Here is a 25,607-nt window from a genome sequence, read left to right as displayed (position 1 = left end):
ATAATAGTGAAACAAAATATTCATCCTGATTATCAACAAGTAGTATTTATGGATACGAACAGCGGATATAAATTTTTGACGGGTTCAACGAAAAAGTCGAACGAAACAATCGAGTGGGAAGACGGTCAAACGTATCCATTATTAAAAGTGGAGATAAGCTCAGATACGCATCCTTTTTATACAGGAAAGCAAAAGTTCGCTGAAAAAGGCGGAAGAGTCGATCGCTTTCTTGAAAAATATAATATGAAGAAATGATAGCAGGACCATCGAGCGATCGATGGTCCTTATCCATTGTTATGGAATGAAATAAAGGGTGCCCCATTGAAATATGGGGGAGCGACCTTTCATCATTTTGCAGCTAGAACTTCCCCTTTGGCGATATTGATTAGTGCAGCATCGAAGTCCTTGATTAGATCATCCGGATTTTCAAGTCCCACGGAGAGACGTAGCAGGCTGTTGGTGATGCCCCGTTTATCCCTTTCATCAGCAGGCATCGCAGCATGTGACATTTTAGCGGGATAGGATAATATCGATTCCACCGCGCCTAGGCTTACGGCAAAGACAGGGAGTTCAACGGTGTTCACGAACGAACGGAAAATTTCCTCGCTTGCCAATTCAAAGGAAAGGACCGCTCCCGCCCCAAGCGATTGACCTTTCTGGATGGCATGCTGGGGATGATCCGCAAGTCCAGGATAATAAACCTTTTTCACCAAGTGATGATTCTTCAAGTAGGCGGCCATTTTTTCAGCCCCTTTTTGGGAGTGATCCATTCTTACGGACAAGGTTTTCAGCCCCCTCATCACAAGCCAGGCGTCCTGAACACCAAGAACGGCCCCGAAGGAGTTTTGGAGGGCACCGAGCCTTTGCGCCAATATAGGGTCCTTTACCACTGCAAGCCCAGCTACTACATCACTATGCCCGGACAAGAACTTCGTCGCACTATGAAGGACAACATCAGCGCCAAGTGTTAAAGGCTTTTGCAGCGCTGGCGTCAAGAATGTATTATCGACAAAGCTTAAGGCACCAATTTTTTTGGCGATATCACATACGGCGGAAATATCGGTCACTTTCAGCAATGGGTTTGAAGGCGTTTCGACGTAAATGGCCCTCGTATTTGGCTTAACGGCCGCTTCGATGCTTTCGAGGTCCGTCATATCAACGAAAGTATGTTCAATTTTGAAACGGGTCAGGACTGTGGTCACCATCCTGAACGTTCCCCCGTACACATCTTCGGAAATGATGATATGGTCCCCGGCAGATAACAGCAGAAAAGCTGTTGAAATGGCCGCCATACCTGAGGAAAAGGCGAAGCCATGTGTGCCTTCTTCAAGTTCGGCAATGATTTCTTCCAACGCCTCGCGAGTCGGGTTCCCGCTTCGGCTGTAATCATATTTGCCGAATTGATCGATATCGGATTGATGGAAAGTGGAGGCGTGCTGAATCGGAACGCTCACACCGCCAGTCGTTGCATCGAATTTATGTTGATTATGAAGCAATTTGGTTTCAAAGCTAAAATCATGATCTGTCATCGGAGGGCCTCCCTTTTTACATGCGCGAATGCTTGCTGCAAGTCGGAAATCAAATCTCCGCTGTCTTCGATACCTACGGAAAAGCGGAGGAGGCGATTACAAACCCCGTTCGCCGTCCTGACCTCAAGAGGTATATCGGCATGTGTTTGTGTGGCCGGGTACGTGATGAAGCTTTCAACACCGCCAAGGCTTTCCGCAAACGAAATCAGGGAGAGCGATTGTAAAAATGGGTTGACAGCGTCTTCATCGATGATCCGGAATGAAATCATGCCGCCTCTTCCGGGATACAATACGTCCGATACACAATCATGCTCCGACAAGTAATCTACAAGTATTTTCGCATTCTTTTCATGGCGTTCCATCCGAAGTGCAAGAGTTTTCATTCCGCGCATCAACAACCATGAATCAAAGGGGCTCAACACAGCTCCTGTGCCATTATGATGGAAGGCTAGTGATTCGCATAATTCCGCGCCGCTAGCCACGATCAGTCCGGCGAGTACATCGTTATGGCCGCCGAGATACTTGGTTGCGCTGTGAATCACGATATCGGCGCCAAGCAGGATGGGCTGTTGAATGAGAGGCGTGTAAAAAGTATTATCGACGATCAGCAATACATTGAATCGTTTGGCCAATGCGGCAATGGCGCCAATATCCGTTTGCTGCATAAGGGGATTAGTGGGAGTTTCGATGAAGATGGCTTTCGTGTGAGGAGTGATGGCATTCTCGATATCCTCCAAACAACATGTGTTTACATAGTCACACTTCAATCCCCATTTCTTAAAGCCTTGTTCCAAGAGACGATATGTACCGCCATAAAGGTCTTCGCTGACAATCCAAGCATCCCCCGATTTGAAAAGCGCCAGTATCGTAGAAATGGCGGCCATCCCCGAGCTGCAGGCATAACCTTGATCGCCTTTTTCGAGATCGGCGATCGAACGTTCCAATAGTTGGCGTGTGGGATTACCTGTCCTTGTATAATCGAAGCCAGTCGATTGGCCAATCCCTTCGTGACGAAAGGCTGTCGAGAAGTAGACGGGAGGATTGACCGTTCCTGTCGCCGTTTCACTGCGATTTCCTAATTGAGCAAGAGATGTTTCGGTTTTGTACATAATTTTCACTGCTCCTTTGCGTAATAAAAATAAAAAAAAGTCTTCTTTAAGAAGAAGACTTTGATTAAATGGGGACGAGTCATTCTTCTTATCTTCCAAGTTCAAAAACTTGTGGAATTAGCACCTTTTCATTCGTTGGAACAAATGAAGGTTGCTGAGGTGTCATCGGGCCATTCCCTCTACCTCTCTCGATAAGAGTTTAGATTATTAAATTTCTTTTGAATTTACTATATATACAAAATACTGTCAAGGAGAATTTGGTAAGGGATTGCATGGATGTACCTATTGAAACCCAGCGCGGCAACGTTTTACGTTAATAAAAAAAACTGGAAATGTAGGGGAAGTAGCCTTCAAGTGAACCCTGAATGATCCCTTTAGAAAAAAGAGCAGGCCTGACCGGTTTTTTTTGCTTTAAAATAATAATGTTTGTACAATGGATGGAGAGAAAGAATATTACGACATTATTCATTTATTAATACATAAGATCTTCGATGAATAGTGCAACCATAGGAGGAGAACACATGGAATACAGAATCGAACGAGATACGATGGGTGAAGTGAAAGTGCCTGCTGATAAATATTGGGGAGCACAGACCGAGAGAAGCCGGAACAATTTCAAAATCGGTAACGAAAGAATGCCGATTGAATTGGTGCGTGCGTTTGCATACGTTAAGCAGGCTGCAGCGAAGGTGAACTATGATCTTGGTGATTTATCGGAAGTGAAAAAGAATGCCATCGTCAAGATATGCGGTGAGATCCTCGAAGGTACGCTTGATGAACATTTCCCGCTTGTTGTCTGGCAAACGGGGAGCGGCACGCAAAGTAATATGAACGTGAATGAAGTGGTCGCTAACAAAGGAAATGAATGGTTAAAAGAAATAGGGGAATCCGTTGCCCTGCATCCGAATGATGACGTTAACAAAGCCCAAAGCTCCAATGATACATTCCCTACTGCCATGCATATTGCGGCCTTCATGGAAGTTGCTGAAAAGCTGGTCCCTGCCATCAAAGTACTAAGAGATACATTCGATGCAAAAGAAAAAGAATTTTGGGATGTCGTGAAAATTGGCCGTACACATCTTCAAGATGCAACCCCGTTAACTTTAGGACAAGAAATATCCGGTTGGAAAGCGATGCTTGATAAAGACCTGGAGATGATTGAGGAAAGCAGCCAAAAATTATTGAACCTAGCGCTGGGCGGAACGGCTGTTGGAACCGGAATCAATACAAAAAAAGAATTCCCTGGACTTTCCGCAAAACAAATCGCTGCGGATACAGGACATCCTTTTGTCACATCGGATAATAAGTTCCATGCCCTGACAAGCCATAATGAAATCGTGTACGCCCATGGCGCACTGAAAGCCTTGGCAGCGGATTTAATGAAAATTGCCAACGATGTCAGATGGCTGGCAAGTGGCCCAAGAAGCGGAATTGGTGAAATTGCCATCCCGGAAAATGAACCAGGAAGCTCCATCATGCCAGGGAAGGTGAATCCAACCCAAAGTGAAGCGCTTACCATGATTGCAACACAAATTGTCGGTAACGATGCCACGATTGGTTTTGCAGCCAGCCAAGGGAACTTCGAATTGAACGTATTCAAACCGGTCATCATCTACAACTTCCTGCAAACGGTTAAATTATTGACGGACGGCATTCATTCCTTCAACGATAACTGTGCAGTCGGCATCACTGCCAATGAAGATAAAATCAAAGAAAATGTAGATCGTTCGCTAATGCTTGTTACGGCGTTGAACCCGCACATAGGTTATGAAAAAGCGGCCAAAATTGCCAAAACTGCATTCAAGGACAACTCAACCCTTAAAGAAGCGGCGTTGAAATTGGAATTCCTGACGGAAGATGAATTCAATGCATGGGTCGACCCAGCTAACATGGTCAATAAATAATAGCAGAAGAATGCCCTCCCGCTGGTTTCTTTGGGGAGGGTGTTTCAATGTGTTAAAATCATCCTATCAACAAATACTAAGGATCAAAGGCTGGAAAAGGAGGAAACACAATGTCTTTATGCCCGCTTTGCAACGGTCTGAGAAAAATCCATGTGAATTGCCCCGAATGCGGCAATGATCTTGACGATAAAGGGAAATTCATGGATTACGCTGATGAATACAGTGCTTATATGGATATCGATACACTTAAGCTAAATGACGGCTACCCCCAATCCTTACAAAAAGGCCAATGTCCACACCTTATGAAATGCCCTGAATGCGGACATGATGAAGTGGTATTGGTTCAGGAATAGGAGAGTCCTTGAATCCCGGCTAAACATAAAAAAATACCCGTTCATGAACGGGTATTTTTTTTATGTTTAGTTAGCAGACAATTTCAAACCTTCCTGCATCTGTTCGTCCTCTTCGACAAAAATGCGGTGTTCGCTTCCTTTATCGAAAAAGTGGGCTTTATTCATATCGAGGGCAAGCTCGATTTTTTCGCCTGCATGAATGATATTTTTGGCATCTACCCGTGCAACGAAGTCCTGTCCTTCAAGCGTGGAGTAAAGCATGATTTCCGCCCCCATGAGTTCTGCCACATCGATGTGGGTTTTGAATAGGGCATTCGGGGAATCCGTGAAGTATTCACCTTCATTATGGAAATCCTCCGGCCGGATGCCAAGGATGATATCTTTTCCAACATAGCCTTGATCACGCAACATTCTCATTTTCGCTGCAGGTATCTCAAACGTTTGCTCACCCATTTTGATGAAGCCTTCTTTTAATGTCCCGTTGAAAAAGTTCATGGCAGGTGATCCAATAAAACCTCCGACGAAAACGTTGATCGGTTTCTCATAGACGTCTTTTGGGGCACCGACCTGTTGGATGATGCCATCCTTCATGACGACAAGCCTTGTCGCCATCGTCATCGCTTCCGTTTGGTCATGTGTGACATATATCGTCGTTGTATCAAGTCGTTTATGTAGCTTGGCTATTTCCGCGCGCATTTGGACCCGGAGTTTTGCGTCAAGATTGGATAACGGCTCATCCATCAAGAAAACTTTTGCGTCCCTTACTATTGCACGGCCAAGTGCCACACGTTGGCGCTGCCCGCCTGAAAGCGCTTTAGGTTTTCTGTTTAGATATTCTTCAAGACCAAGGATCCTTGCCGCTTCAGTGACCCTTTGCTTAATTTCCGCTTTTGGCGTTTTCCTCAGTTTTAATCCGAATGCCATATTGTCATAGACGGACATATGGGGATATAATGCGTAGTTTTGGAAAACCATAGCGATATCACGATCTTTTGGCGGTACATCATTGACTCGTTTGCCGTCGATATATAAATCACCCTGTGAGATGTCCTCAAGGCCGGCAATCATCCGTAAAGTCGTCGATTTCCCGCAGCCGGAAGGTCCTACAAACACAATGAATTCCTTATCGGCAACATGAAGGTTAAAATCCTTAACAGCCGTCACCTTTTTATCATAAATCTTGAAAATATGATCCAATACTAGCTCTGCCATGAAAAATCCCCCTTTTACACTACTGATTACTTGTACCAATTAACTATAGTCTAAGCTATCAGTTTAGAAAAAAGTATGTGCACATTGCACAAAAATGGATAATGATCCTTTTCTTGCAAACGGAAAGTCAATCATTCAATAACATAAGCAAGTAAGCAGTCAATGCGTGCCGAAAGTTTCTTATATCGAGTCCTGTCCTCTCGGTGAATTTGTCTATCCGGTACTGCAGGCTGTTCCGGTGTATATAAAGCTGTTTGGCGGCATGTGTGGCATTGGAATTACACTCGATATAGGTTTTGATCGTATTGATAAGCTCCGTATCCTTCCTGGTCTTGCCAAGAATCTGATTGATATACCACTGCGTATTCGCATCAGATTGCCGATTCAATAGTATGTAGGGGATGATATCGGCCAAATCGGTCACCTTCAAATCCGGCAACTCAGCTTGTGCCAAGGCAAAACATTTTTTCTCCCGAAGCCTGTGGTTATGAAGGTCTTGGCTGACAAGGTGAAAGCGCCCGGTGAACATCCGCGTCTTTACATAAAAATCACTTTCCAGTGTAGAGGAGATGGCGAGCAGGTCGTTATTCGATAATGCCTCACCCTTGTCCGTTTCAATCAGGATTCCCTCCGTCTCATTGTCCCAGATCAAGGCTGCGTCGGATGGCACGAAAGCAAGGCAGGCATCTTCAAAATCAGGCCGGGAAAAATCGGCATGACTCAGCTTGAAGTGAATGAAGCGCACGTTTTCCCAGCTTGTCAAAGGCAGGGGTGCATTAGGTTCGGTTAAAAAAGCATTCCAAGATGGTTCCGAAAACGTGGTGAAAGGGGTATGGTCCAAGGAAGACGGAAAAAGCAGCTCCAATAAACGGGTTTCCTCGGCTGTGATTTCAAAGCGGGGGATGCCGAGAATGCTTCCCATTGAGTCCTCGAACCAAACAAATTCAGAGATGTCATCTGTATCGGCTTTATTATAAATCGCGTTGGGGAACTTTTGTTTAAGATTTTCAAGCACTTTTCTTCACCTTCTTTCTCCCTATCATTATAGCGAAAAAAAATAAAGTTCAAAAGAATAGGATGTAACAGATGTTTTTCAAAAAAGGAAACTCATGGTTCTAAAAGGGAGTTCAAAGAAAAATTACAAATATTCGTAACGTTTATTCCTATCTTGCCCACTATGCTGTGTTTAGTGATTGTGCTTTGGCTCGTCATCATTTTGGCTGGGGCCGTTTTTAATAAATGAATGTACAAGAAGTAAAAGGGTGAGGCATATTTTGCAATCATAATATGCCTCACCCTTTATTTTTATGGCTTTTACGATGTGGGTCGTGGATCTCCTATTAGTTCATGGATTTGCTCGCGGGGTTTGTAAGGACTTCAAGGTTTTGCATGGCAGCTGCCACTTTCTCCATGGTTATATCAGGGAAAAGGAGGTGGATGGCTTCACCCTCCATTACAGATAGGGCGGCCATTTGCTCCAGTTCCGCTTTATGCTCCAAGGTAAGGCCAATTTCGGATAAAGTCCTCGGCAGCTTAAGAGATTCGTAGATGGGGAGCAGCTGTTTGATATCCGAGAATTTTCCTTCTAGCAATAACTGCACTAAAATGCCATATGCCACTTTTTCCCCATGCAGTAAATGATGAGTTTGTTCAAGGGAGGTCATGCCATTATGAATGGAGTGGGCACCTGCAATTCGCAGGAACTGGTCACCAAAGCCTCCCACTAGGCCACTCGTGACGATATTCGTTTCCATTACACGCTGAAGGGAATCCGTCCATTTTCCCTTTGTCAAATCCGCCAGGGCTTCTTCTCCATGTGTCAATAAAACTTCCTGGCATTGCTTCGCGGCTATGTGTGCCAATTCAATGCAGGTGGACTTGGTCGCAATTTTTTCTACGAGTGCATTGCCCTCATACCATTTCGCCAATGTATCACCGATTCCTGCCCGGAGATAGGCAATAGGCGAGTCCAGCAGTATTCCTGGCTCGATCAGTAACATCCAGGCGCTTTTTTCATGAATATCGAACCGCACATATGAACCGTTACGATCATAAATGACGCTTAATGGTGTCCAAGCGGCACAAGTGGAAGCGAGGGTCGGAATGAGGATGATTTCCTTTCCAATGGAGTTTCCCGCTGATTTGGCAAGGTCGAGCAGCTTGCCTCCGCCAATTCCGATTAAGACATCCACGTTTTCTTCCTGTGCGTACTTAACCACACGCTCAATCTCAAGATCACTGCACTCCCCATTATATTTTAAAAGTTTCGTTTCGACATTTTCTAATGCAGGAAAGAAGGGTTCAGCCACTTCCCACGATTTGTCTCCGTGAATAACAAGCACTTTACGCATGTTCGCTTTATTTAGTTTTGTTTCCAGCGTATCGAGAATATTAGCCATGCAGGCATAGTAGGAGGGACCGCTGCGGACTTCCAGTAGGGTATTCATCGTTTTTTTTCTCCTTCATGTAAAGGCCTGTTCCACAAAAAGGGACGCAGGCCTCGAATTTAAGTTTTTTGGTCGATCACTTCATCCAATCAGGTTTTCCGAAACCGACGAAATGGCTATCGATCACTTTTTCAAACTCGGAGGACTCTACCACTTTTTTAATATCCTTGGCATATTGAGCGTCTACATCTTTTGTATTCACAGCGACGACGTTTCGATACATATCTGGCATATTTTCCAATACAAGGGCGTCCTCAAGCTTCATTTTTGCTGCAAGCGCGAAATTGCCTGGCACCGCGGATAGATCGACACTTTCCGTTGCCCGAGGCAATTGGGCGGATTCCAATGGCTTGAATTGGATATTTTTAGGGTTTTTCGTTACGTCTTTTTCAGAAATTTTTAAAGGATCGACATCTGGATCGACTTCAATCAACTTTTCATCGACCAATACTTTAAGTGCACGTGCAAGGTTGACCGGATCATTTGGCAAAGCCAAGGATGCGCCGTCTTTAATGTCTTTTAACGATTTATAATTGTTCGAGTAAATCCCCATCGGTGCTGTAGGAACGATGATAAGGTCAGAGAGCTTTAGATTATTTTCTTTAGCGAAGTTTTCCATATACACTTTATGCTGGAATAGGTTTGCGTCGATCGAGTCGTTGCCAAGCGACTTATTCGGCTGGATATAATCAGTGAATTCAACGATTTCCACCTTGTAGCCGAGATCCTCCAGACCTGGTTTGATGGCTTCATTGACCATATCGGCGTATGGGCCGGTGGTCGCCCCGATCTTCAATTCTTTTTTGTCTTCGGTTTTTGGGGATGCATTGTCGCTTCCGCAAGCCGTCAACCCAAGGGCAAGGGCACATACCGATAATAACGAAGCTATTTTCTTCATATAAACTTCCTCCTAAAAATGTTATGTATGGTTTGAATCATGGGTAAAAGAAAGATTCTATCGTTTGTTGACTAAATATGACGCCTTGTCACCAAGCATTTGGATGATTTGTACAAGGCAGATCAAGACGACGATCGTCGTGATCATGACCGTATTATCATAGCGGTAATATCCGAACCTGATGGCCAGGTCACCAATTCCGCCTCCCCCAATCGTTCCTGCCATGGCGGAATAACCGATAAGGGAAATGGTCGTTAATGTAAGTCCTTGGATGATACCCGGTTTTGCCTCAGGCAGAAGTACATCTTTTATGATCATCCACGGCGTGGCACCGACGGCGATTGCCGCCTCAATCACCCCTTTGTCTATTTCGCGCAATGCCGATTCAACGATCCTTGCAAAAAAAGGTATCGCGGAAACGGAGAGGGATACGGAAGCAGCCTTTGGTCCTATCGTCGATCCCGTAAGCAAATTCGTTAAAGGAAGGAGGGCGACCAAGAGAATGATGAATGGGATGGAACGGACAATATTGACTACGAAGCCGAGAGAACGATTCAAGACACTATTTTCGAAGAACAAGTTCCTCGTTGTCGTAAACAGTAATACGCCAAGCGGCAAGCCGATAAGAAGGGCAACCGCCAGTGAGACACCCACCATATAAATCGTTTCAATGAATGCTTTATTAAGGTCAGGCAGGATATTGATGATGGAATCAAGCAGTGACATGTTTTAGCACCTCCACAGAGCTGGTACGATTCTTTATATAGGCTAATGCCGAATGGATTTCAGCAGCATCGCCATTCAATTCGATGATCAATATCCCTAAAGGTATATCCTGAATATACTCGATTTTCCCGTGCAGGATATTACCCTTTACCGAATAAGATTGTAGGGTATCGGAGAGAATCGATTCACCTGCCGTTTGCCCTTCGAATTGAATTTTTATGATCGTGCCTTCACTTTCCTCAATCAAATGTGAGGGAAGCTCAAAATCCAGTACACTGCTAATGAATTTTTTCGTTAACTCCTCTTTAGGCTGTGAAAATATTTCATAAACAGAACCTTCTTCTATCACCCGCCCATCCTGCATGACCGCGACCCGATGGCATAGTTCCTTGACCACTTCCATTTCATGTGTAATCAATACGATGGTGATGCCAAGTTCGCGACTGATTTTCTTCAGTAGCTGTAAGATGGCTTTAGTCGTGGTGGGATCAAGGGCTGAAGTCGCCTCATCACATAACAATACAGTGGGATCATTGGCTAATGCACGAGCGATTCCGACCCGCTGCTTCTGGCCGCCGCTAAGTTGGGCGGGATAAACATCCTTTTTGTCGCTGAGTCCTACGATATCCAACAGTTGTAAAACACGTAACGTAATGGCTCCCTTCGATTGATGCGCTGCCTTCAAGGCAAAAGCCACATTTTCAAAAACGGTTTTGGAACTGACCAGGGAAAAGTGCTGAAAGATCATTCCGATTTTTTGACGTTGCTTACGCAGCTCCTTGCTAGATAAAGAGGTTAAGTCAGTTCCGTCAATGATGATATTTCCTGCTGTCGGACGTTCAAGCAAATTCAAGCAGCGAAGTAATGAGCTTTTGCCTGCTCCGCTGTAGCCGACAATTCCATATACTTCCCCTTTTTGAATGGTTAAAGATACGTTATCCACTCCGATAACTCGGTTTTTCTTCGATATGTATTCCTTCCTGACTGAACGGATTTCAATCATGAGCCAACCCCCTTAAGCATAAAAAAAACTGTCTCTATCATTCAGAAAGAGGCAGCGAAATTATATCTCGTCTTATCTTTCAGAATGCAATCATTCTGCAGGAAGTGGCACCGTTCCCGATTGGGGCGGTTGCCGGACATCACAGGGCCTGATCCCTCCGTCACTCTTGATAAGTAAATTATTATTTTGGAATATTTCAATTTTTTTAATATATTCTATAGTATTTGTTAATCACCTCATTGTCAATGAATTCTGTGATTTTAGAATAATTTTTTTTGCTTGTTCCATTAATTCCTTGTCAAATGGGGGGGGATGGTAATACATTTATTGTAATAAATAGAAAAAACGTGGAGTGTAGCTATCTTATAATATGAAGGGTGTGCAGGTTCATGATAGAGGTTAAGACGGTAAATGATGTGGTTTGTGTGCACGGAATTCCGGGGGGAGCCAGGTCGGGGATGAGCGTTTATGTGTTTCTAACGGACGGTCTTCTGATTGATACGGGCGCCCAGATTTTAATGGATGGACTCATTCCTTTCTTTGAGTCAGCCGACTTCGATTCGGTGGCCCTTACGCATTATCATGAAGACCATACGGGAGGAGCCGCCTGGATTCAGGAACATAAAAAGGTTCCGATATTCATTCATACGATGTCGGTTGAGGCTTGTGCGAAAGATGCAGAATATCCCGCTTATCGTAAAATGTTTTGGGGAAGGAGGGATGCTTTCAAAGCTGAGCCGCTTGGGGAGGCCGTTCATTCCCGAAGCCAAGCATGGGAGCCGATTTACACCCCCGGTCATGCGCATGACCATATGGTGTATTTGAATCGCAATACCGGCATGCTTTTTTCAGGCGATCTTTTCGTCACTCCAAAAACAAAACTTGTTCTGCGGGAAGAGTCCGTTCCGGTAATCATTAATTCCATAAAAAGATTGCTTCACTATGACTTTGGGGAGATGTTTTGTTGCCATGCCGGGCATGTTCCGAATGGAAAGGATATGTTCAGAAAAAAACTCGATTATTTGGAAAACCTCCGTGGTGAAATTTTGCTTTTGCATGAACAAGGACGAACGGTGCGTGAGATTCAGCATCTCGTTTTACCCCATCGATACCCCCTTATCGAAATATCGGAGCATGAATGGGATTCGGAGCATATCATTACATCGATATTGAAAGAAAATGTTCTGGATGCAAGTGAGAAAACAAGGAAGTAGGGTATATTGTCAAGAGAATACGTAATCAGTTCCTGACAATTGACTGATGGAAGGAAGAGTGAGAGGTTTTCATGCTTGTAAAAAGCGTAATAAGCCATTTAGACTGTAGGCAAACTCGCAAATAATGGAGGCTGCTTACAGTTATTTTTGTTGATGAGGCCGTAATCATGATTAAGAGGTTGGACTGCGATCGTTCCTTTCCGCTTCATGCACTCGCTTATCCGCGAGCGGTCCGTTCCTAGCTGTTTTCAACTCGATAAAAATATTTTTTTGCGCGAACGGATCTAAGAATTTGTGTGAGTGCATGTAAGCTGGTTAGGGACAAGTACAGAAGGTAGTAGGTCCGAGTCCCTTTATTATAGGGGGTTGAAGCATATGGATCAGGAATAATCACCTAAAAGAAGGGGAGTGAAAATTAATCAGGTGAACAAAATTGATTTTCTAAAATAAGGAAAAAACACCCACTTTGGTCTCATGAAGTTTTGATGTTATTCGCATGATTTGGTATAATTTTATGTTTAGAAGCATGCAATCTACTAAATAATAAAAAGAACCACAATATCTTAATTTATGGAATTATTAGAATATATTTTAAGCAAGGGATTGTCATGTACAATAAAAATAACGACTGTTCTCTTATGGGATGTTAGTCAAAGAGAATGAACAAACAAAGTGCTACATTACATGGAAAAAAAGGTGATCAACTAGTGGAAGCGATTCATGCAACCGATTTTAATTTAAATGGCTCAAAGATTGAAATAATCCTGAATGGAATTATAGAATCAGCCAACTTGATATTTCGAAATAATGATACAAAGGAAGAACATATTTACGAGCATGTAAATTGTGAAAGTTTGAACGAAGAAACCCGTTTGACCATCACACTTGATAATATGAACTGGCCAGATGTCCATAGGACAACGTATACCATTTTGCTTAAAATGAACGAAGAGTTGTTCAGACTGACAAAGCCTACAATTAAAAGATTGAAGAATCGATTGTTCGCCCGCTCTTATTATCAAATTTCACAAACGGAAACTGCGACCATCTTCCTGAACAAAAAAAATACCCTAAGTATAATGTACGGTAATTCAGCAAGCGTATTCCGTGCCTCCTGTAAAGTGGTTTCAGATACTTTACATATTACAGAGATGGAAGTGGCAGGAGTTAAGGCAAGGTTTTTCCATGAAGAAGGGGAGTTAGGTAAGGCATTACTCACTATATATGATCCGGTCACCAAGCATACCTCAGCGATTGGAGCAGTGCAGGGCGAAAAGAATTCACTGGAAGTGGATGTATCCAAGCTGGCTGAAATTCCTACGGCTGCCGATGTGTATGTGGAAGCGAAAGTCGGCAAGGTGTTGAAGTCATTTAAGCTTCTGTTCCATCCAAACCTTGTTCAGACCCATCGTGAGCTCTCCTTTTACGAAATGGATTCTCTAAGTGATGCGACCGAAAGCCAAAAGACGCTGTACTTTGATGAATTTGAAATAATGGGTGACCATCTTCAAGTTCGTTTGATGGAACCTTCCTGTCAGTCCGCTTCCGTCGTTTTTGAAAAGAGTACATCGGCGGAGTGGATACAAACGCACGAATTCAAACAGGATGGGCAACGATTGATCATTGATTTGAAAAAAATATTTAATGATCGTTTCTTTAAAGAGGGTCAAAAGTGGAAGGTTTATGTCAAAGAGGTTGTGGCCGGGGAAGTGCAGGTAAGGAAATTAAAGCACTTTTCAGCACCTAAAGCTCCTCAAATGGGACAGGTGCCTCTTGAAGACATAAAAACCCAGGCAATGGCTTATATATCGCCTAAAGCAGAGTTGGGAATATTATTAGGAAAAAGTGAAGAAAAAATCAATAATGCGAGTTTCTATATTACGAAAAATAGGCTGCCCATGCATGACTTAAGCTTTCATAAATATGAATTGTCTTTTTCGATAGAAAATATCCAAGATGCCGATATAAACTCCGTGCAGATTGTGATGAAAAATAGACAAAGCGGTGAAATTCATCGGGTGCCGGCTACCGTGAACAAAAGCTCCCGGAATATTGGAATCTACTCAAATTTGGAATCGTTCATTAGATGCGGAATCACCCCATCTAGGTGGGACGTTTCCATTGAGATAACGTATGCGAATATTATGGAAGTGAATCGGGTTGGTTTTTACGATCAAAAGAAACTTCCGATGGAAGAAAGGTATTTACGTTCGGTCGAGGTCGATGAGGAGAATGTTTTTACACCGTATTTAACAGCACGGAATGAACTCTCTTTTGTTATCGGTACAGAGTTTGCGCTTCGGCATGAAAAATTAAAGTCAAAAATTCTAATTAAGAATGTGTCTCTAAAAAAATCGATACTTGAAATCGAAATAACGCTTTCCTTGCCAGACGCTGAAAGTTATCAAGTGAAGGGAATGCTACTGAGGCATCGTAATAATGAAGCATTTGCGCAGATCCCGGTGACTGTAAAGAAGAAGAGCATACTAGCCAAAGTCAATTTGGCCGAACATGAATTTGAACAATTTTATTGGGATTTCTACGTATTGGTCGACGTTGAAGGCGAGGACTACGAAATTAAGCTTAAGCGTCCAACAGACCATGTCCGGAAAAAATTGAATGGGACAATCAGGGATCATTCATACCAAAAGGATGCCGATCATGTCGTATACCCTTACATTACAAGGAGCAACTCCCTTGCGTTAACATATAGAATGAAAAGCTTATATGAAGCGCCAATCTACAAGTGGAAAGAAAAATTTTCCTACATCATTTATCAAATGCTTAATAGGTATTATGATCATAAAAATATCTGGCTTGTGTACGAGAAGATGTCCGAAACTGCACAAGATAATGGCTACCACTTCTTTAAATATTGCTACAACGAAAAACCGGAAAGAAATGTCTTTTATATCATTAAGAAAGATTCTCCTGATCTGGCCAATCTTAAAGGGTTCGAGGACCGTGTAATCCATTTCATGAGCGTTAAACACTTGGTGTACTTATTCGCTTCCAAATTGCTCATCGCTTCTGAAACCAAGGGCCATTCCTATGTGTGGCGTGTACAAAAGGGCAAAGTGATGGAGTATCTGAGAAGAAAGCGGATTGTCTTCCTGCAACACGGAGTTCTTGGTTTAAAGAAAATAGACAGTACGTTAAATAAGGGATCTTCAGAGGAAGTGGATTTGTTCGTTACGTCTTCAGATTTCGAAAAAGAAATCGTGAAAAACTATTTTGGATATAATGAGAAGGATATCATCGTCACCGGTTTGAGTCGCTGGGATGACGTAAACAAAGAAGAAACTCCGATAAAACGCCAAATATTCTTGATGCCTACTTGGAGAAATTGGCTTAATGAAGTGTCAAACGAAGAATTCATCGAATCGAATTACTTTAAAAATTATATCGGTTTATTGAATTCCGAGAAATTGATGGATTTACTTCGGATGCACGATGTCGAATTGAAGTTTTATGTCCATCCCAAATTCCAGCCATTTATCGATCAATTCCATACAACTTGTGACCAGATCGAGATCATCAAGTTCGGGGATGTCAATATCAGCAAGTTGATTCGTGAATCGGCGCTTTTGATCACAGACTACTCAAGTGTAGCTTGGGATATGTACTATCTTGAAAAACCGACAATTTTTTATCAGTTCGATCTTGAAGAATATACGGAATTACAAGGAAGCTACATGGATATGAACAAGGAGTTATTCGGTGATCAGGCACTTGATCCGGATGAATTGATCACTTCGATTGAAAATAGTGTGCGTAACAACTTTGAGGAACAAGATATCTTCAAGGAGAAAAGAAGCCATTATTTTGCTAATATCGACAATAAAAATAGCGAACGTATATATGATAATATTGTTAAAAATGAAAAAAGATTGAGGCCAAGGAGAGTTTCCTTCTATAAAAAACTCTCAAAGGTGACCGTGCTGAGAAAATTGTGGCGCTTGGCGAAGCGCGGGAAAGTAACTAGGAAGCTGGCTTTTTCATTAAGAGATCATTTAATGAATCTGAATGGAAGGGGGACACGCGGCCTATGGAACAGAAGAAGATAATCACGGTGGATAATCTCATAAGTGAAGACGAAAAAATTTCCTTTCAATGCAAGGACCCGAAATCACTGAAAATCATCGGCATTGAAAAAACCATGAAAATCAGATGGACCTTCGATACGGAAATGATCGATTCCAAGATCGTCATCCACCTGAAAAATTTTTCCGAGGAATATTATCAAGCGGCATCCAGATGGGATTTGTATATGGAAGCAAGTGGCGAACTGCATCGAATACAAATTAGCGGGGGAAAGAATGAGTATTTCCATTCGATCCCCTCTATTGGCGTTCAAGTGATCACCCCTTATATTACGGCATCAGGCGGGCTGAGCATTGTCATCAAACAACCGATCCACCTGTCGGATGAGGTACTGTCAGCAAAACTAACACTGAAATCCTTGCGTTTTAAAGGTACTATCCTGACGGGTTCCGTACGCCTTGAATTGAAAGAGGAATATGAACTGGTTGGTATGGTCCTAAAGCAGAGGGATGTTTCGGATAACACGCAGTATATATTCCCTGTTAAAGGAAAGGGTCATAAACTGTCTTTTACAATCGATGTTAAGTCGATGGAATGGCGTCCTTTTTATTATGATTTCTATTTAATGGTCAGGGTTGGGGGGAAGGACCACTATATTCGTTTGAAGAACCCTACGTGCATGGCCTTGAGAAAGTTGAATAAACGACTATTTGGCATGTCGTACACCTTTGATAACGGATATTGGGTGTATCCATATTTGACCGCATCAGGCACTGTGGCACTGACTTATAAGGAAAGAACCGAGTACGAGACGAACAAGCACTTTTTTAAAGAAGTTCTGGCTTCATGGGTTTATAGACTGCTGCTCCCCTATTATAAAAAGAAAAACATTTGGCTGATTTACGAGAAAACCGCTGACAGGGCCCAAGATAACGGATACTACTTCTTTAAATACATCTATGAAAATCATAACCGTCAACAAGCATATTACATCATTAAACCTGATTCGGAAGATTACCCGAAATTGGAAAACATGAAAAATAGAGTCGTTGAATTCATGAGCTTTAAATATATGGTGTTCATGTTTGCCGCACAGCTATTGGTATCCTCCGAAACTAAAGGGCATGCATACGACATAAGAATTCAAAAGGGCAGGATTAGAAAAGCGATGAATTATAAGCCGCTTGTCTTTTTGCAGCATGGCGTTATCGGATTAAAAAAACTTAACAGCATCTTTAAAAAATCCAGCATTAACGCACCAAGCCTTTTTGTCGTTTCCTCACCCGAGGAAGGCAAGATCATCCAGAATCATTTCGGCTATAACAAAAACGAACTGATTGTCAGCGGCCTTCCCCGCTGGGATGTCATTGAAAATAGATCGAACGGAAAACGGATTTTAGTGATGCCGACATGGCGCGTATGGCTTGAAAACTTACCTTTTGAGGAAGTGGAAAAGAGTGAGTATGTACAAGTATTCAAGACTTTTTTACAATCAAAAGAATTGAGCAGGCTATTGGAGCAGCATGATTTGACGCTGCATTTTTATTTGCATCCAAAATTCAAGGACTTTATCGAACATTTTTCCATTGATAATCAGCGGTTCACGATTTCCAATGAAGAAGACTTGAATGCCTTATTGATGGAGGCATCCATGTTGATTACGGATTACTCGAGTGTCGCCTGGGATATGTTTTACCAAAAAAAACCTGTTGTTTTTTACCAATTCGATCTCGAGACGTACAATAAGTATCAAGGAAGTTATATGAATATGGATAATCAATTATTTGGTGATCAGGTTTTCACTACAGAAAAGTTGATTTCGACGATTAACGCCTATGCCGAAACCGGTTTTGCGGAAAAAGAAGCATTTGGCCAGTTAAGGAAAACATATCTTCCATATATCGATCATTCCAATAGCCGCCGGGTCTATGAGCAAATTCATGCAAAGCAAGGTCTGTTGAAAAAAATTAAACGCAAGCAGCTGATTACAAGGATTTCGAATAACCCTTTTGTACGTTCACTTTGGAGAAAATTCAACGGTTTCAACTTCGTTAAGGGAATGGCGGAAACCATAAGGCTGAAAGCGAGATGATCGTTCATCGCGTGAGCGGATTGTAATCCAGGAAATAATTTGATACATTTAAATGGAAAACTAAATAAGTCTAGAAACGGGTGCGGATATGAAACATCGATTTATCCGCTTAAAAGGGAAGCCGGTTGGAATCCGGCGCTGTCCCGCAACTGTATATGTGAGCGATTCGAGTGATGCCACTGTTTTCTGCAAAAGGGAATGGGAAGGTTCGAAAAGCGTTGACCATGAGCCAGGATACCTGCCTGTTTTTAGCACATCATCAAATGCCTACGAGGATAGGGGATGTTACGTGCGAAAATTGGCAAAAGCATGCTTTCATTTTTAAAAATGAAAAAACATGTTTATTTTTGTTATGCTTCGTTATGCATTCAAACAGCTTCCTTCCGGGAAGTTGTTTTTTTATTTTTTAAGGGGGAATACAAATGTTTGGAACGGTTAAATATTTCACGGATCATCTTAAAACCCAGGTTATGTACAATTTTTCGGGAGGGGAAACGATTTCTTTAAGCGGAAATCGTGAAAAACTTACAGAGGAAATCAATGGGCAAGCAATAAGTTCCGCTGAAAAGGAATTGTTTTCCCGTAATCTGGAAGTCGCCTATGAGAGTGTGGTTCGAGAAATGTTCGGGGAAACAGTCCTGCTCCAAAAAGAGCTCTCCTAAAAGAGAGCCCTGGCAATAAGGTCGTCTATTTATTGATGTTAGGATCGGTCTCGTCATAGAAATCATGGGCTTCTTCAATGTTCCGAAGATCAGCGGCCTCATATACATTGCCGCCTGCCAAACCTTCATTGATGTAGCGATCGATGTCAAGGAAGGCGGAATCCCGTCCATCATACTCGCTATCCTTTAAAAAAGTCATTTTTTCTTTGTCCAAAATAAATCCCTCCTAACCTTTTCATTAGTATAGGCATTAGAGGGATTTTTATTCTTTTCAAGCTTTCCTAAAAGCAATTGGACGATACGGTTTATTCATAAACATGATAGACCATCAAGTCATGTATCATGGTTTTGAGTTTCATTTCATCTTCCGTTGCAGGTGGGTTGGCTGTCCATTCGATGGTTCCATCTTTATGATAGAAAGCCTGGATGGATTGTCTATTGTAATAAAAGGAAATTTTCCACCCTGGCAGATTCTTATGCAGCGGTGCCCATTGAAAATGACTGATCATATGTATTACCTCCATATATGCTGTCTCACATTACATTATAATGGAAAACGGCAGCAGGAGGTGTTATTTTATTTTCCTGTTGGAAAAAGTTAATTCTATGAAAAGGTTTTTTAAATGTAAAAGCCGATTAGCTTCGATTTCCTCTTCGTCGAACTGCATGGGCTTGGAGTTCACTTCGTAAATGAAGAGCGAGCCCGATTCGTCTTCACCGATATCAATCGAAAATTCGCCGAGAAAGCCTATTTTTTTTGAAAGAATTTCTCCGCATTTTTGGGCGATTCTAGCCAATGTTAGATTCAGCCTTTTTGATTGCAGGTTTTGATAGGGATAAAGCTTACCGCCTCGAGGAGTGTGTGTAGTGATTTCCTGCAGTTGTGACATTCGTACAGCTTTGCCCGTTACTTTATAAAATCCTTTTTCATAATGGACGAGAACCCTGTAGTCGTAACGGTGACCAAGGAGTTTTTTTGGTACGACCGCCCGCTGAGCCAGGTAATTTCTTTTTATTAAGTCCTTTTTTTTCGTTTCCCAGAAAGAAGCGAAATTCGAGAAAGTCTCGCTGTATTTCAGGCTGTTGAACAAAAGTGTATCATCAGGATTTTTGCGGAGGGTGTAAATGCCTTTTCCCTGGCTTCCTTTACAAGGTTTTAAGTAGATGTGCCGATGTGTATCAAGGAATGACTCCAAACATTCGCGATTTTGCAGGCGCGCTGTTGCCGGCAGGTGATTGGTGAGGGAACCATCACCCATCAAAGCTTCGAACATTAAATATTTATCCAGGAAACCTGGATTGAAAATGTTCACATGGTGCTCATTGAAATGGCTCATGAGTGATTGGAATTCTGCCGAAGCCTCATAGCCCCTGGAGGGTATACGATTATAAACGATATCAGGAAGCGGCACCTTACACTCGATCCACTTGTTTGTATCGGATGAAAATACATAACCTCTCATTGAACCGGAAGCAAAGTCCTTTCCCGTGAATGCATAGGGTAAAATCCCATGTTGGAAAAGATACAATGATAAATCCTGAAAAAGGGCCAAGTTACCGCCCAACCCTGTTTCCTTTTTCGGATTGAACGAAGTCATTATTCCAACAAGGAGCAGCCGGCTTCCGGGAAATTCGGTGATCGGGAAGAGTCTTTGACCTGAAAGCTCATTGCTATAGTTTATCTCTTCATCTGCAGCACCTGCAAAAAGTACTGTATCCTTTTGATCATGGCACCAAGATTCCGAAACGCTATCATAAAAAATATTCATCGCTGCACACTAATGGCGTTTGTAATCGTCTGTTCAGTCAAATAAATGGCATAGTCGAGGCTGAGCTTTCTGGTCAACAATTCGAATTCCTTCAGTTTGGGATGGGAGAAGATGGAGCGTCCTGGCTTGGAATTCGCTTCAAACATCCAAACCTGCCCTTTCTTATCCAACCCAAAATCAAATCCGATTTCCGCTATGATGCCATCCAGATGCTTTTCCATGCTTTCGCTTAATAACAGTGCTGCTTCAGATAGTTTGCGTTCCACTTCTTTTGCCTCATCGTCATCTCCAAACAGTTCGGCAACCGTTTTGATGACCCCGCCGCTTTTAATATGGGTTGTAACACTGCCTGCGCCGGCAATTTTGGCAGCAATTGCGGTTACTTGCCATACGCCATTACTGTCCTTGTTAGTATGAACCCGGAAATCGACTGGTCTTTTTTCGGAACGGATGAGTGAGATGCCCTGCTGGACGATAAGATTCTCTAGCGGTCGGTCATGAAATAGGTGTTTAACGATTGATTCCAGTGTGGAGAATTTTTGTAATTTATTCTCCCTTGCTTCATTTGTATAGCGGCAATAGTAAACATTCTCATGCTTATCATAAAGGATCTGGTGAATGCCGAGGCCGAGGCTGCCATGAATGGGCTTGATATAAACCTGACGATAATGGGAAAGAAGCGTCTCTACCACGGATATGGATTGAAATGGATAAGTTTCAGGCAGATATGGCAGTGCCTGCTCATCTGCACATAATCTTTCATTTACGTCCCATTTATTGAAAAACCCCGGATTGAACCAAGGAATGGTATAGTCTTTTTGGAATTTCTGCTTCACTTCTTTAGGGCCGTCGCGATTTTCGGTCAGCCGGTTGGGAAGCCGATCATAAATGACGTTAGGAAATGGGAATTCCTGAATGTGCCAATTATCATTCTCGAACACATAGCCCTTGATTGTTTCTTCATCCCAATTGATGACATTCTCCCCAAAAATGAAGGGGATGCAGCCTGTAGTCCGGCTAAGGGAAAGAAGCTTTGAGAAAAATGGCGATCTTTCACCTAGAGGTTTGTTTGACAGGCCAGTGAAACCTGAAGAAAAAATACCTACCAAAGGGCCGATATGGATGGTCTTGCCGTATATGAATAAATGAAGGGGGATATCGGTCAAATCGAATTTTAACGATTCCGCGAGACTTTCCGATAGGACGATGGATTGATTGATGGCCGGGTTTTGTTTCACACTGGCAGGACATGAATGCTGTCCGAAATAGATCAATTCGATTTCTTCCAGATCTCCAAGTTCTGAAGGGTAAAAGAGAACGTTGCCAGGGATGACGGCGATTTCGACAGGAAAAGTCTTTCTCACTTTCATTCACCTGCCTTCTGAAGATGATTGGCTAAATATTGGCTATATTGCAGCGGTGCCCGATGAATATCCTTCATGTTCTCCGGCTGCAGTGCCTGGATGATTTTCCTTCCGGGTTTTGAATTAATGTCCATTATCCATAACTGGCCTTTTTTATCGATGCCCAGATCGATGCCCAATTCGAATAGTCTTTCAAACACAGCCTCGATTTCGGCAGGCAGGGTACGGAGTATATGCTGGATCTTTTGTTCGACGGCAATCGAAATGGTTTCCGGATTTTTTTTGATGAAGGCATCCAATGTTATGGCTTCTCCGCCTGTTGCCAAATTTGAGGTGATTCCATCCTTTTGGCCGGTACGAATCCCACGGCCCCGTTCCACCCATTGGTTCCTCTCATTTTTTTGCAGCAGGATGCGTAAATCGAACGGTTCATGTTCTTGGTTGCAAAGTTCCAAATATGGCTGGCAAAGGTATTTGTATCGATTCAATAAATGCTGCAGCCATTTGTTCAGCTGTGATGTAGAAGTGAATTGGCGGTCATATTTGTTGCCTTTTTTTGTCATGGATACCAAAGTGCCGTCATCGTTTTTGGAAAGAAGGTAAATTCCCGTACCGCCTGCACCGAATTCAGGCTTGATGATGATTCGATCCAGGCGCTCCAAATGACCGATAATATCTTCAGATGTGGATACTTGGACGGTCTCTGGGAAAAAAGCTTGAAGAAGGGGGTGTTTTTTCAGGGTTTGATAAACTTCCCACTTACCAGGAAGCCCGAGCCCTAAGAAGCTAGAATGTTCTTTTAACCAATTGATTTTATTTCGTGTTTCCGATGGTTGACGCGATAGCCCATGGAAACAGCGATCATAAATATAATCAGGTATATTAAAAGATGCAGCAATCCACGTCTCCTTTTCTTGATCAAACCGTTCGCCCCGCACTTTCTTAAGGTCACTATCAATATTTTCGGGCGTGAATTTACAAACGTTCATATTGAAGGGTTTTGCCGTTTTAGCTATTTCGGTGAAGTAGTGGTTTTCATGTGAATCCGACGTTGCCATTAATCCGATTAACACGTGCTAGCAACTCCTTTTATCGATGTTTTTCGCTGTTGAGGGTCAGCATGAAATCTATGATGGATTTTACTGATGGGCGAAAGGTTTCATAATTGCCCTGAAATTTTTTCGAAGGTTTGGAATTCACCTCGATGATCCATGGATTTGTATCGACATCAAGTGCTAAATCGATGCCCAGCTCCCCGAAAGATTCGTCATGGTGTTCAACAATTGCCTTTGCCGTGTTTTTAGCCAGTCGTATCAGTTTTTGATACAAACGACCAGAATCGGGGTAATCGAATGCTTCCTTGAGGAAATCCGAGCCGTTTTTCATCAAACCGCCTTGTGCAAGATTGGAAACGATGGCACCTTGTTCTCCTATCCGTGCAACCATTGATGAAACCTTCCAGTTTAGCAGTTCGTTTTGGTGAAGAAGGATGCGGAAGTCCACCTTTCTTTGATCGGTTTCGTATAAGGAAATCCCTTGTTGCAGAATGAAGGCTTGCTTTCTGGATAGTTTTTTTAATGTATGGAACAATTGCTCATCTGAGTCGGCAAAAAGCAGTTCCTGTTTTTTTCCGGAGGGCTCGATTTTCCATTTTCCAGATACTTGCGTTAATCTGCATATATTTTTACCTTGACTGCCTGATACAGGTTTGAAATAGATAATCGAATGTCTTTCTATGAAGGTCAAGAATGCCTCCTGTTCGCCAAAAAGTATCGTATCAGGCAAATTTGGCAACAGCTCATTTTCTAAGCTCAGAAGCTGATGAACATCATATTTGGAAAGGAACCTACCGTTGAACATCGGTATGGATTGTGTCTTGAGTTCGGTTTTAAACAGCTCGAATGATGGCGATGCTTCAAGCTTTCGTGAATGTATCCGGTTATAAAACACATCAGGAATCGGGATAGTCAAGGTTTGCCAGCCTTTTTGTTCCCCGACAAATGCTTCGATTATCCCTTCTTGAAGAGACTGCACTTTCACTAAATAGAAGGGGATGCCTTGCTGATTACAATATGATGTCATTTCCTGATAGAATTTTTCCATCTCCCCGAATGTTCCGTCTTGCAAAGGAGATTGATTGATGAGAGCAGCGAAGGAAGGGCCTATTTGAATGTTCCTTTCTTCCGGATGAAAAAAAACGGATATCGGATCTGAAAAGGCAGGCAGTGATAAAAATTGATTCATATCATATGAAAGTTTCAATGTAGGCCCTGATGAAGGGAATGGCTGCACAAGGACAGGGACGGATCGGCATCCAGCCATGATCGTAACGGGTTCTCCGAAATGAAGGCCCCATTCCCCAAATAGCTTTTCTTCGATAAACAGGAGCGCCTTCTTTCTAGTCACTGCAGGGTTTACCGTAATGAAAACCTTCTGATGGTTAATATTCATATCAATTCCCCGTTTGCACTAAGTTTGTTAACCCTTTCCAATTAAATGATGGGCAAAAGTGGATAACACATTCTATGTTTTTGAGAGTAGAAGGTGTCATGATGCCATCGTTTCATACAATATAAATCACATGTCAGTCATTCAATGTATGTTATCAAGTAGCGGTGTTACTTACAGAATATGAAAATTTCCGTTCAGACAGAAGTAAAGAACGGTTACAACAGAAAAAAATCCCTCTTAATGATGGTTGAAGCAATGCCATCAATCGAGAAAAAAACTCGTTCGATATTCTTGAATATTCAAGTGGCTGCTGCTTAGATAATGTCGAATTCCACGATTATCAAACTGTTTGATAAGGAAGACGTGTATTTCGCAAGCGGATTTGTTATAGTGGAAAAGGTGTAGGAATACAATGATACCGGGAGGGGAAATACATGAGTAACGTATATGATGCAGCGTATGAAATGGAAAAGGCAATTCGGGCAAGCAATGAATATGCTGACTTGCAACGATTATATGATCTTGTCAATTCCGATGAAGCAACAAAAGGAATGTTTGAAAACTTCCGCAATCTGCAAATGTCATTGCAGCAAAAACAAATGATGGGCCAGGAGATCGCTCCTGAAGAAGTGGAACAAGCACAAAAGACGGTACAGCTAGTCCAACAAAACCCAACCATCTCTCAATTGATGGAAGCTGAGCAACGGATGAGCATGGTCATCGCCGACCTCAATAAAATAATCATGAAGCCGCTTGAAGATTTATACGGCTTGCCTGAACAAGAGCAATAAGCTACTGTTACTCCCAGCCTCAAAGTGGTTGGGAGTTTT

At 42.5% G+C, this 25,607-nt stretch carries 22 protein-coding genes and 3 riboswitches; of the genes, 8 read left to right on the top strand and 14 right to left on the bottom strand.

What is annotated here, in order from left to right:
- Positions 1–6 precede the first annotated feature (6 nt).
- Entirely contained in the window at positions 7–255 is a 249-nt protein-coding gene (locus AS888_RS15940) for a type B 50S ribosomal protein L31 (protein WP_061143134.1), read from the top strand.
- A gap of 92 nt (positions 256–347) precedes the next feature.
- On the opposite strand, the gene metC is transcribed toward AS888_RS15940, so the two are convergent.
- Together metC and AS888_RS15930 are read right to left on the bottom strand one after the other, a co-directional pair.
- The gene (metC, locus tag AS888_RS15935) at positions 348–1,529 is read right to left on the bottom strand and encodes a cystathionine beta-lyase (protein ID WP_061143133.1); all 1,182 of its coding nucleotides are present in this window, start codon (positions 1,527–1,529) and stop codon (positions 348–350) included.
- Positions 1,526–2,638, bottom strand: coding sequence for a methionine biosynthesis PLP-dependent protein (locus AS888_RS15930; protein ID WP_061143169.1), 1,113 nt, complete (start codon positions 2,636–2,638; stop codon positions 1,526–1,528). Before AS888_RS15930 ends, metC begins: the two co-directional genes overlap by 4 nt.
- An 85-nt stretch (positions 2,639–2,723) precedes the next feature.
- A riboswitch (SAM riboswitch) is annotated at positions 2,724–2,836 on the bottom strand.
- Positions 2,837–3,159: 323 nt separating this feature from the next.
- Here AS888_RS15930 and fumC point away from each other — a divergent pair.
- Both fumC and AS888_RS15920 read left to right on the top strand, forming a co-directional pair.
- Complete coding sequence (gene fumC / locus AS888_RS15925; protein WP_061143132.1) at positions 3,160–4,542, top strand: class II fumarate hydratase; 1,383 nt, start codon at positions 3,160–3,162, stop codon at positions 4,540–4,542.
- Positions 4,543–4,652: 110 nt separating this feature from the next.
- On the top strand, positions 4,653–4,895 hold the full coding sequence (locus AS888_RS15920; protein WP_061143131.1) for a hypothetical protein: 243 nt from the start codon (positions 4,653–4,655) through the stop codon (positions 4,893–4,895).
- 66 nt (positions 4,896–4,961) lie between these two features.
- Here AS888_RS15920 and AS888_RS15915 read toward each other — a convergent pair whose 3' ends face one another.
- The 6 genes from AS888_RS15915 to AS888_RS15890 form a co-directional block, all read right to left on the bottom strand.
- Complete coding sequence (locus AS888_RS15915; protein WP_061143130.1) at positions 4,962–6,107, bottom strand: ABC transporter ATP-binding protein; 1,146 nt, start codon at positions 6,105–6,107, stop codon at positions 4,962–4,964.
- 127 nt (positions 6,108–6,234) lie between these two features.
- Positions 6,235–7,122 carry a PucR family transcriptional regulator gene (locus AS888_RS15910; RefSeq protein ID WP_061143129.1) on the bottom strand — a complete coding sequence of 296 codons (888 nt, stop codon included), beginning with the start codon at positions 7,120–7,122 and terminating at the stop codon, positions 6,235–6,237.
- 325 nt (positions 7,123–7,447) lie between these two features.
- A complete protein-coding gene (locus tag AS888_RS15905; RefSeq protein WP_061143128.1) occupies positions 7,448–8,554 on the bottom strand; it encodes an iron-containing alcohol dehydrogenase family protein in 1,107 nt (368 codons plus the stop codon).
- A gap of 76 nt (positions 8,555–8,630) precedes the next feature.
- A complete protein-coding gene (locus tag AS888_RS15900; protein ID WP_061143127.1) occupies positions 8,631–9,452 on the bottom strand; it encodes a MetQ/NlpA family ABC transporter substrate-binding protein in 822 nt (273 codons plus the stop codon).
- A 57-nt stretch (positions 9,453–9,509) separates the two neighbouring features.
- Positions 9,510–10,178 carry a methionine ABC transporter permease gene (locus AS888_RS15895; protein WP_061143126.1) on the bottom strand — a complete coding sequence of 223 codons (669 nt, stop codon included), beginning with the start codon at positions 10,176–10,178 and terminating at the stop codon, positions 9,510–9,512.
- Complete coding sequence (locus AS888_RS15890; protein ID WP_061143125.1) at positions 10,165–11,181, bottom strand: methionine ABC transporter ATP-binding protein; 1,017 nt, start codon at positions 11,179–11,181, stop codon at positions 10,165–10,167. The genes AS888_RS15895 and AS888_RS15890 overlap by 14 nt, the downstream gene beginning before the upstream one ends.
- 69 nt (positions 11,182–11,250) lie before the next feature.
- Positions 11,251–11,357, bottom strand: a riboswitch (SAM riboswitch).
- A 213-nt stretch (positions 11,358–11,570) separates the two neighbouring features.
- Between AS888_RS15890 and AS888_RS15885 the strand changes: the two genes are divergently transcribed.
- The 4 genes from AS888_RS15885 (at position 11,571) to AS888_RS15870 (ending at position 19,193) form a co-directional block, all read left to right on the top strand.
- Positions 11,571–12,395 carry an MBL fold metallo-hydrolase gene (locus tag AS888_RS15885; protein WP_061143124.1) on the top strand — a complete coding sequence of 275 codons (825 nt, stop codon included), beginning with the start codon at positions 11,571–11,573 and terminating at the stop codon, positions 12,393–12,395.
- A gap of 659 nt (positions 12,396–13,054) precedes the next feature.
- Positions 13,055–16,462, top strand: coding sequence for a CDP-glycerol glycerophosphotransferase family protein (locus tag AS888_RS15880; protein ID WP_061143123.1), 3,408 nt, complete (start codon positions 13,055–13,057; stop codon positions 16,460–16,462).
- On the top strand, positions 16,444–18,531 hold the full coding sequence (locus tag AS888_RS15875; RefSeq protein ID WP_061143122.1) for a CDP-glycerol glycerophosphotransferase family protein: 2,088 nt from the start codon (positions 16,444–16,446) through the stop codon (positions 18,529–18,531). Before AS888_RS15880 ends, AS888_RS15875 begins: the two co-directional genes overlap by 19 nt.
- A 61-nt stretch (positions 18,532–18,592) precedes the next feature.
- Positions 18,593–18,791, top strand: a riboswitch (cobalamin riboswitch).
- 162 nt (positions 18,792–18,953) lie between these two features.
- On the top strand, positions 18,954–19,193 hold the full coding sequence (locus AS888_RS15870; RefSeq protein ID WP_061143121.1) for a hypothetical protein: 240 nt from the start codon (positions 18,954–18,956) through the stop codon (positions 19,191–19,193).
- Positions 19,194–19,218: 25 nt separating this feature from the next.
- Here AS888_RS15870 and AS888_RS15865 read toward each other — a convergent pair whose 3' ends face one another.
- The 6 genes from AS888_RS15865 to AS888_RS15840 all read right to left on the bottom strand — a co-directional run bounded on the left by AS888_RS15865 (position 19,219) and on the right by AS888_RS15840 (position 24,777).
- Entirely contained in the window at positions 19,219–19,407 is a 189-nt protein-coding gene (locus tag AS888_RS15865; RefSeq protein ID WP_061143120.1) for a hypothetical protein, read from the bottom strand.
- A gap of 91 nt (positions 19,408–19,498) precedes the next feature.
- Positions 19,499–19,702: a YheE family protein gene (locus AS888_RS15860; protein WP_061143119.1), complete on the bottom strand. Its 204-nt coding sequence runs from the start codon at positions 19,700–19,702 to the stop codon at positions 19,499–19,501.
- Positions 19,703–19,765: 63 nt separating this feature from the next.
- Entirely contained in the window at positions 19,766–20,962 is a 1,197-nt protein-coding gene (locus AS888_RS15855) for a YheC/YheD family endospore coat-associated protein (protein ID WP_061143118.1), read from the bottom strand.
- Positions 20,959–22,332: a YheC/YheD family endospore coat-associated protein gene (locus tag AS888_RS15850; RefSeq protein WP_260320231.1), complete on the bottom strand. Its 1,374-nt coding sequence runs from the start codon at positions 22,330–22,332 to the stop codon at positions 20,959–20,961. Before AS888_RS15850 ends, AS888_RS15855 begins: the two co-directional genes overlap by 4 nt.
- Positions 22,329–23,384, bottom strand: coding sequence for a YheC/YheD family endospore coat-associated protein (locus AS888_RS15845; protein WP_221408612.1), 1,056 nt, complete (start codon positions 23,382–23,384; stop codon positions 22,329–22,331). Before AS888_RS15845 ends, AS888_RS15850 begins: the two co-directional genes overlap by 4 nt.
- A 31-nt stretch (positions 23,385–23,415) precedes the next feature.
- The gene (locus AS888_RS15840) at positions 23,416–24,777 is read right to left on the bottom strand and encodes a YheC/YheD family endospore coat-associated protein (protein WP_061143116.1); all 1,362 of its coding nucleotides are present in this window, start codon (positions 24,775–24,777) and stop codon (positions 23,416–23,418) included.
- A 434-nt stretch (positions 24,778–25,211) separates the two neighbouring features.
- Between AS888_RS15840 and AS888_RS15835 the strand changes: the two genes are divergently transcribed.
- Positions 25,212–25,568, top strand: coding sequence for a YlbF/YmcA family competence regulator (locus AS888_RS15835; protein WP_061143115.1), 357 nt, complete (start codon positions 25,212–25,214; stop codon positions 25,566–25,568).
- Positions 25,569–25,607: the final 39 nt, after the last annotated feature.

The organism is Peribacillus simplex, assembly GCF_001542915.1.
Classification (GTDB): domain Bacteria; phylum Bacillota; class Bacilli; order Bacillales; family DSM-1321; genus Peribacillus; species Peribacillus simplex_B.
This window is presented reverse-complemented; position numbering and strand designations above follow the sequence as displayed.

Bases quoted from the DNA above. Each gene is read 5' to 3' on its own strand.
- metC (WP_061143133.1), bottom strand. From the start codon at position 1,529: ATGACAGATCATGATTTTAGCTTTGAAACCAAATTGCTTCATAATCAA.
- AS888_RS15930 (WP_061143169.1), bottom strand. From the start codon at position 2,638: ATGTACAAAACCGAAACATCTCTTGCTCAATTAGGAAATCGCAGTGAA.
- fumC (WP_061143132.1), top strand. From the start codon at position 3,160: ATGGAATACAGAATCGAACGAGATACGATGGGTGAAGTGAAAGTGCCT.
- AS888_RS15920 (WP_061143131.1), top strand. From the start codon at position 4,653: ATGTCTTTATGCCCGCTTTGCAACGGTCTGAGAAAAATCCATGTGAAT.
- AS888_RS15915 (WP_061143130.1), bottom strand. From the start codon at position 6,107: ATGGCAGAGCTAGTATTGGATCATATTTTCAAGATTTATGATAAAAAG.
- AS888_RS15905 (WP_061143128.1), bottom strand. From the start codon at position 8,554: ATGAATACCCTACTGGAAGTCCGCAGCGGTCCCTCCTACTATGCCTGC.
- AS888_RS15900 (WP_061143127.1), bottom strand. From the start codon at position 9,452: ATGAAGAAAATAGCTTCGTTATTATCGGTATGTGCCCTTGCCCTTGGG.
- AS888_RS15895 (WP_061143126.1), bottom strand. From the start codon at position 10,178: ATGTCACTGCTTGATTCCATCATCAATATCCTGCCTGACCTTAATAAA.
- AS888_RS15890 (WP_061143125.1), bottom strand. From the start codon at position 11,181: ATGATTGAAATCCGTTCAGTCAGGAAGGAATACATATCGAAGAAAAAC.
- AS888_RS15885 (WP_061143124.1), top strand. From the start codon at position 11,571: ATGATAGAGGTTAAGACGGTAAATGATGTGGTTTGTGTGCACGGAATT.
- AS888_RS15880 (WP_061143123.1), top strand. From the start codon at position 13,055: ATGAACAAACAAAGTGCTACATTACATGGAAAAAAAGGTGATCAACTA.
- AS888_RS15875 (WP_061143122.1), top strand. From the start codon at position 16,444: ATGGAACAGAAGAAGATAATCACGGTGGATAATCTCATAAGTGAAGAC.
- AS888_RS15870 (WP_061143121.1), top strand. From the start codon at position 18,954: ATGTTTGGAACGGTTAAATATTTCACGGATCATCTTAAAACCCAGGTT.
- AS888_RS15860 (WP_061143119.1), bottom strand. From the start codon at position 19,702: ATGATCAGTCATTTTCAATGGGCACCGCTGCATAAGAATCTGCCAGGG.
- AS888_RS15855 (WP_061143118.1), bottom strand. From the start codon at position 20,962: ATGAATATTTTTTATGATAGCGTTTCGGAATCTTGGTGCCATGATCAA.
- AS888_RS15850 (WP_260320231.1), bottom strand. From the start codon at position 22,332: ATGAAAGTGAGAAAGACTTTTCCTGTCGAAATCGCCGTCATCCCTGGC.
- AS888_RS15845 (WP_221408612.1), bottom strand. From the start codon at position 23,384: ATGGCAACGTCGGATTCACATGAAAACCACTACTTCACCGAAATAGCT.
- AS888_RS15840 (WP_061143116.1), bottom strand. From the start codon at position 24,777: ATGAATATTAACCATCAGAAGGTTTTCATTACGGTAAACCCTGCAGTG.
- AS888_RS15835 (WP_061143115.1), top strand. From the start codon at position 25,212: ATGAGTAACGTATATGATGCAGCGTATGAAATGGAAAAGGCAATTCGG.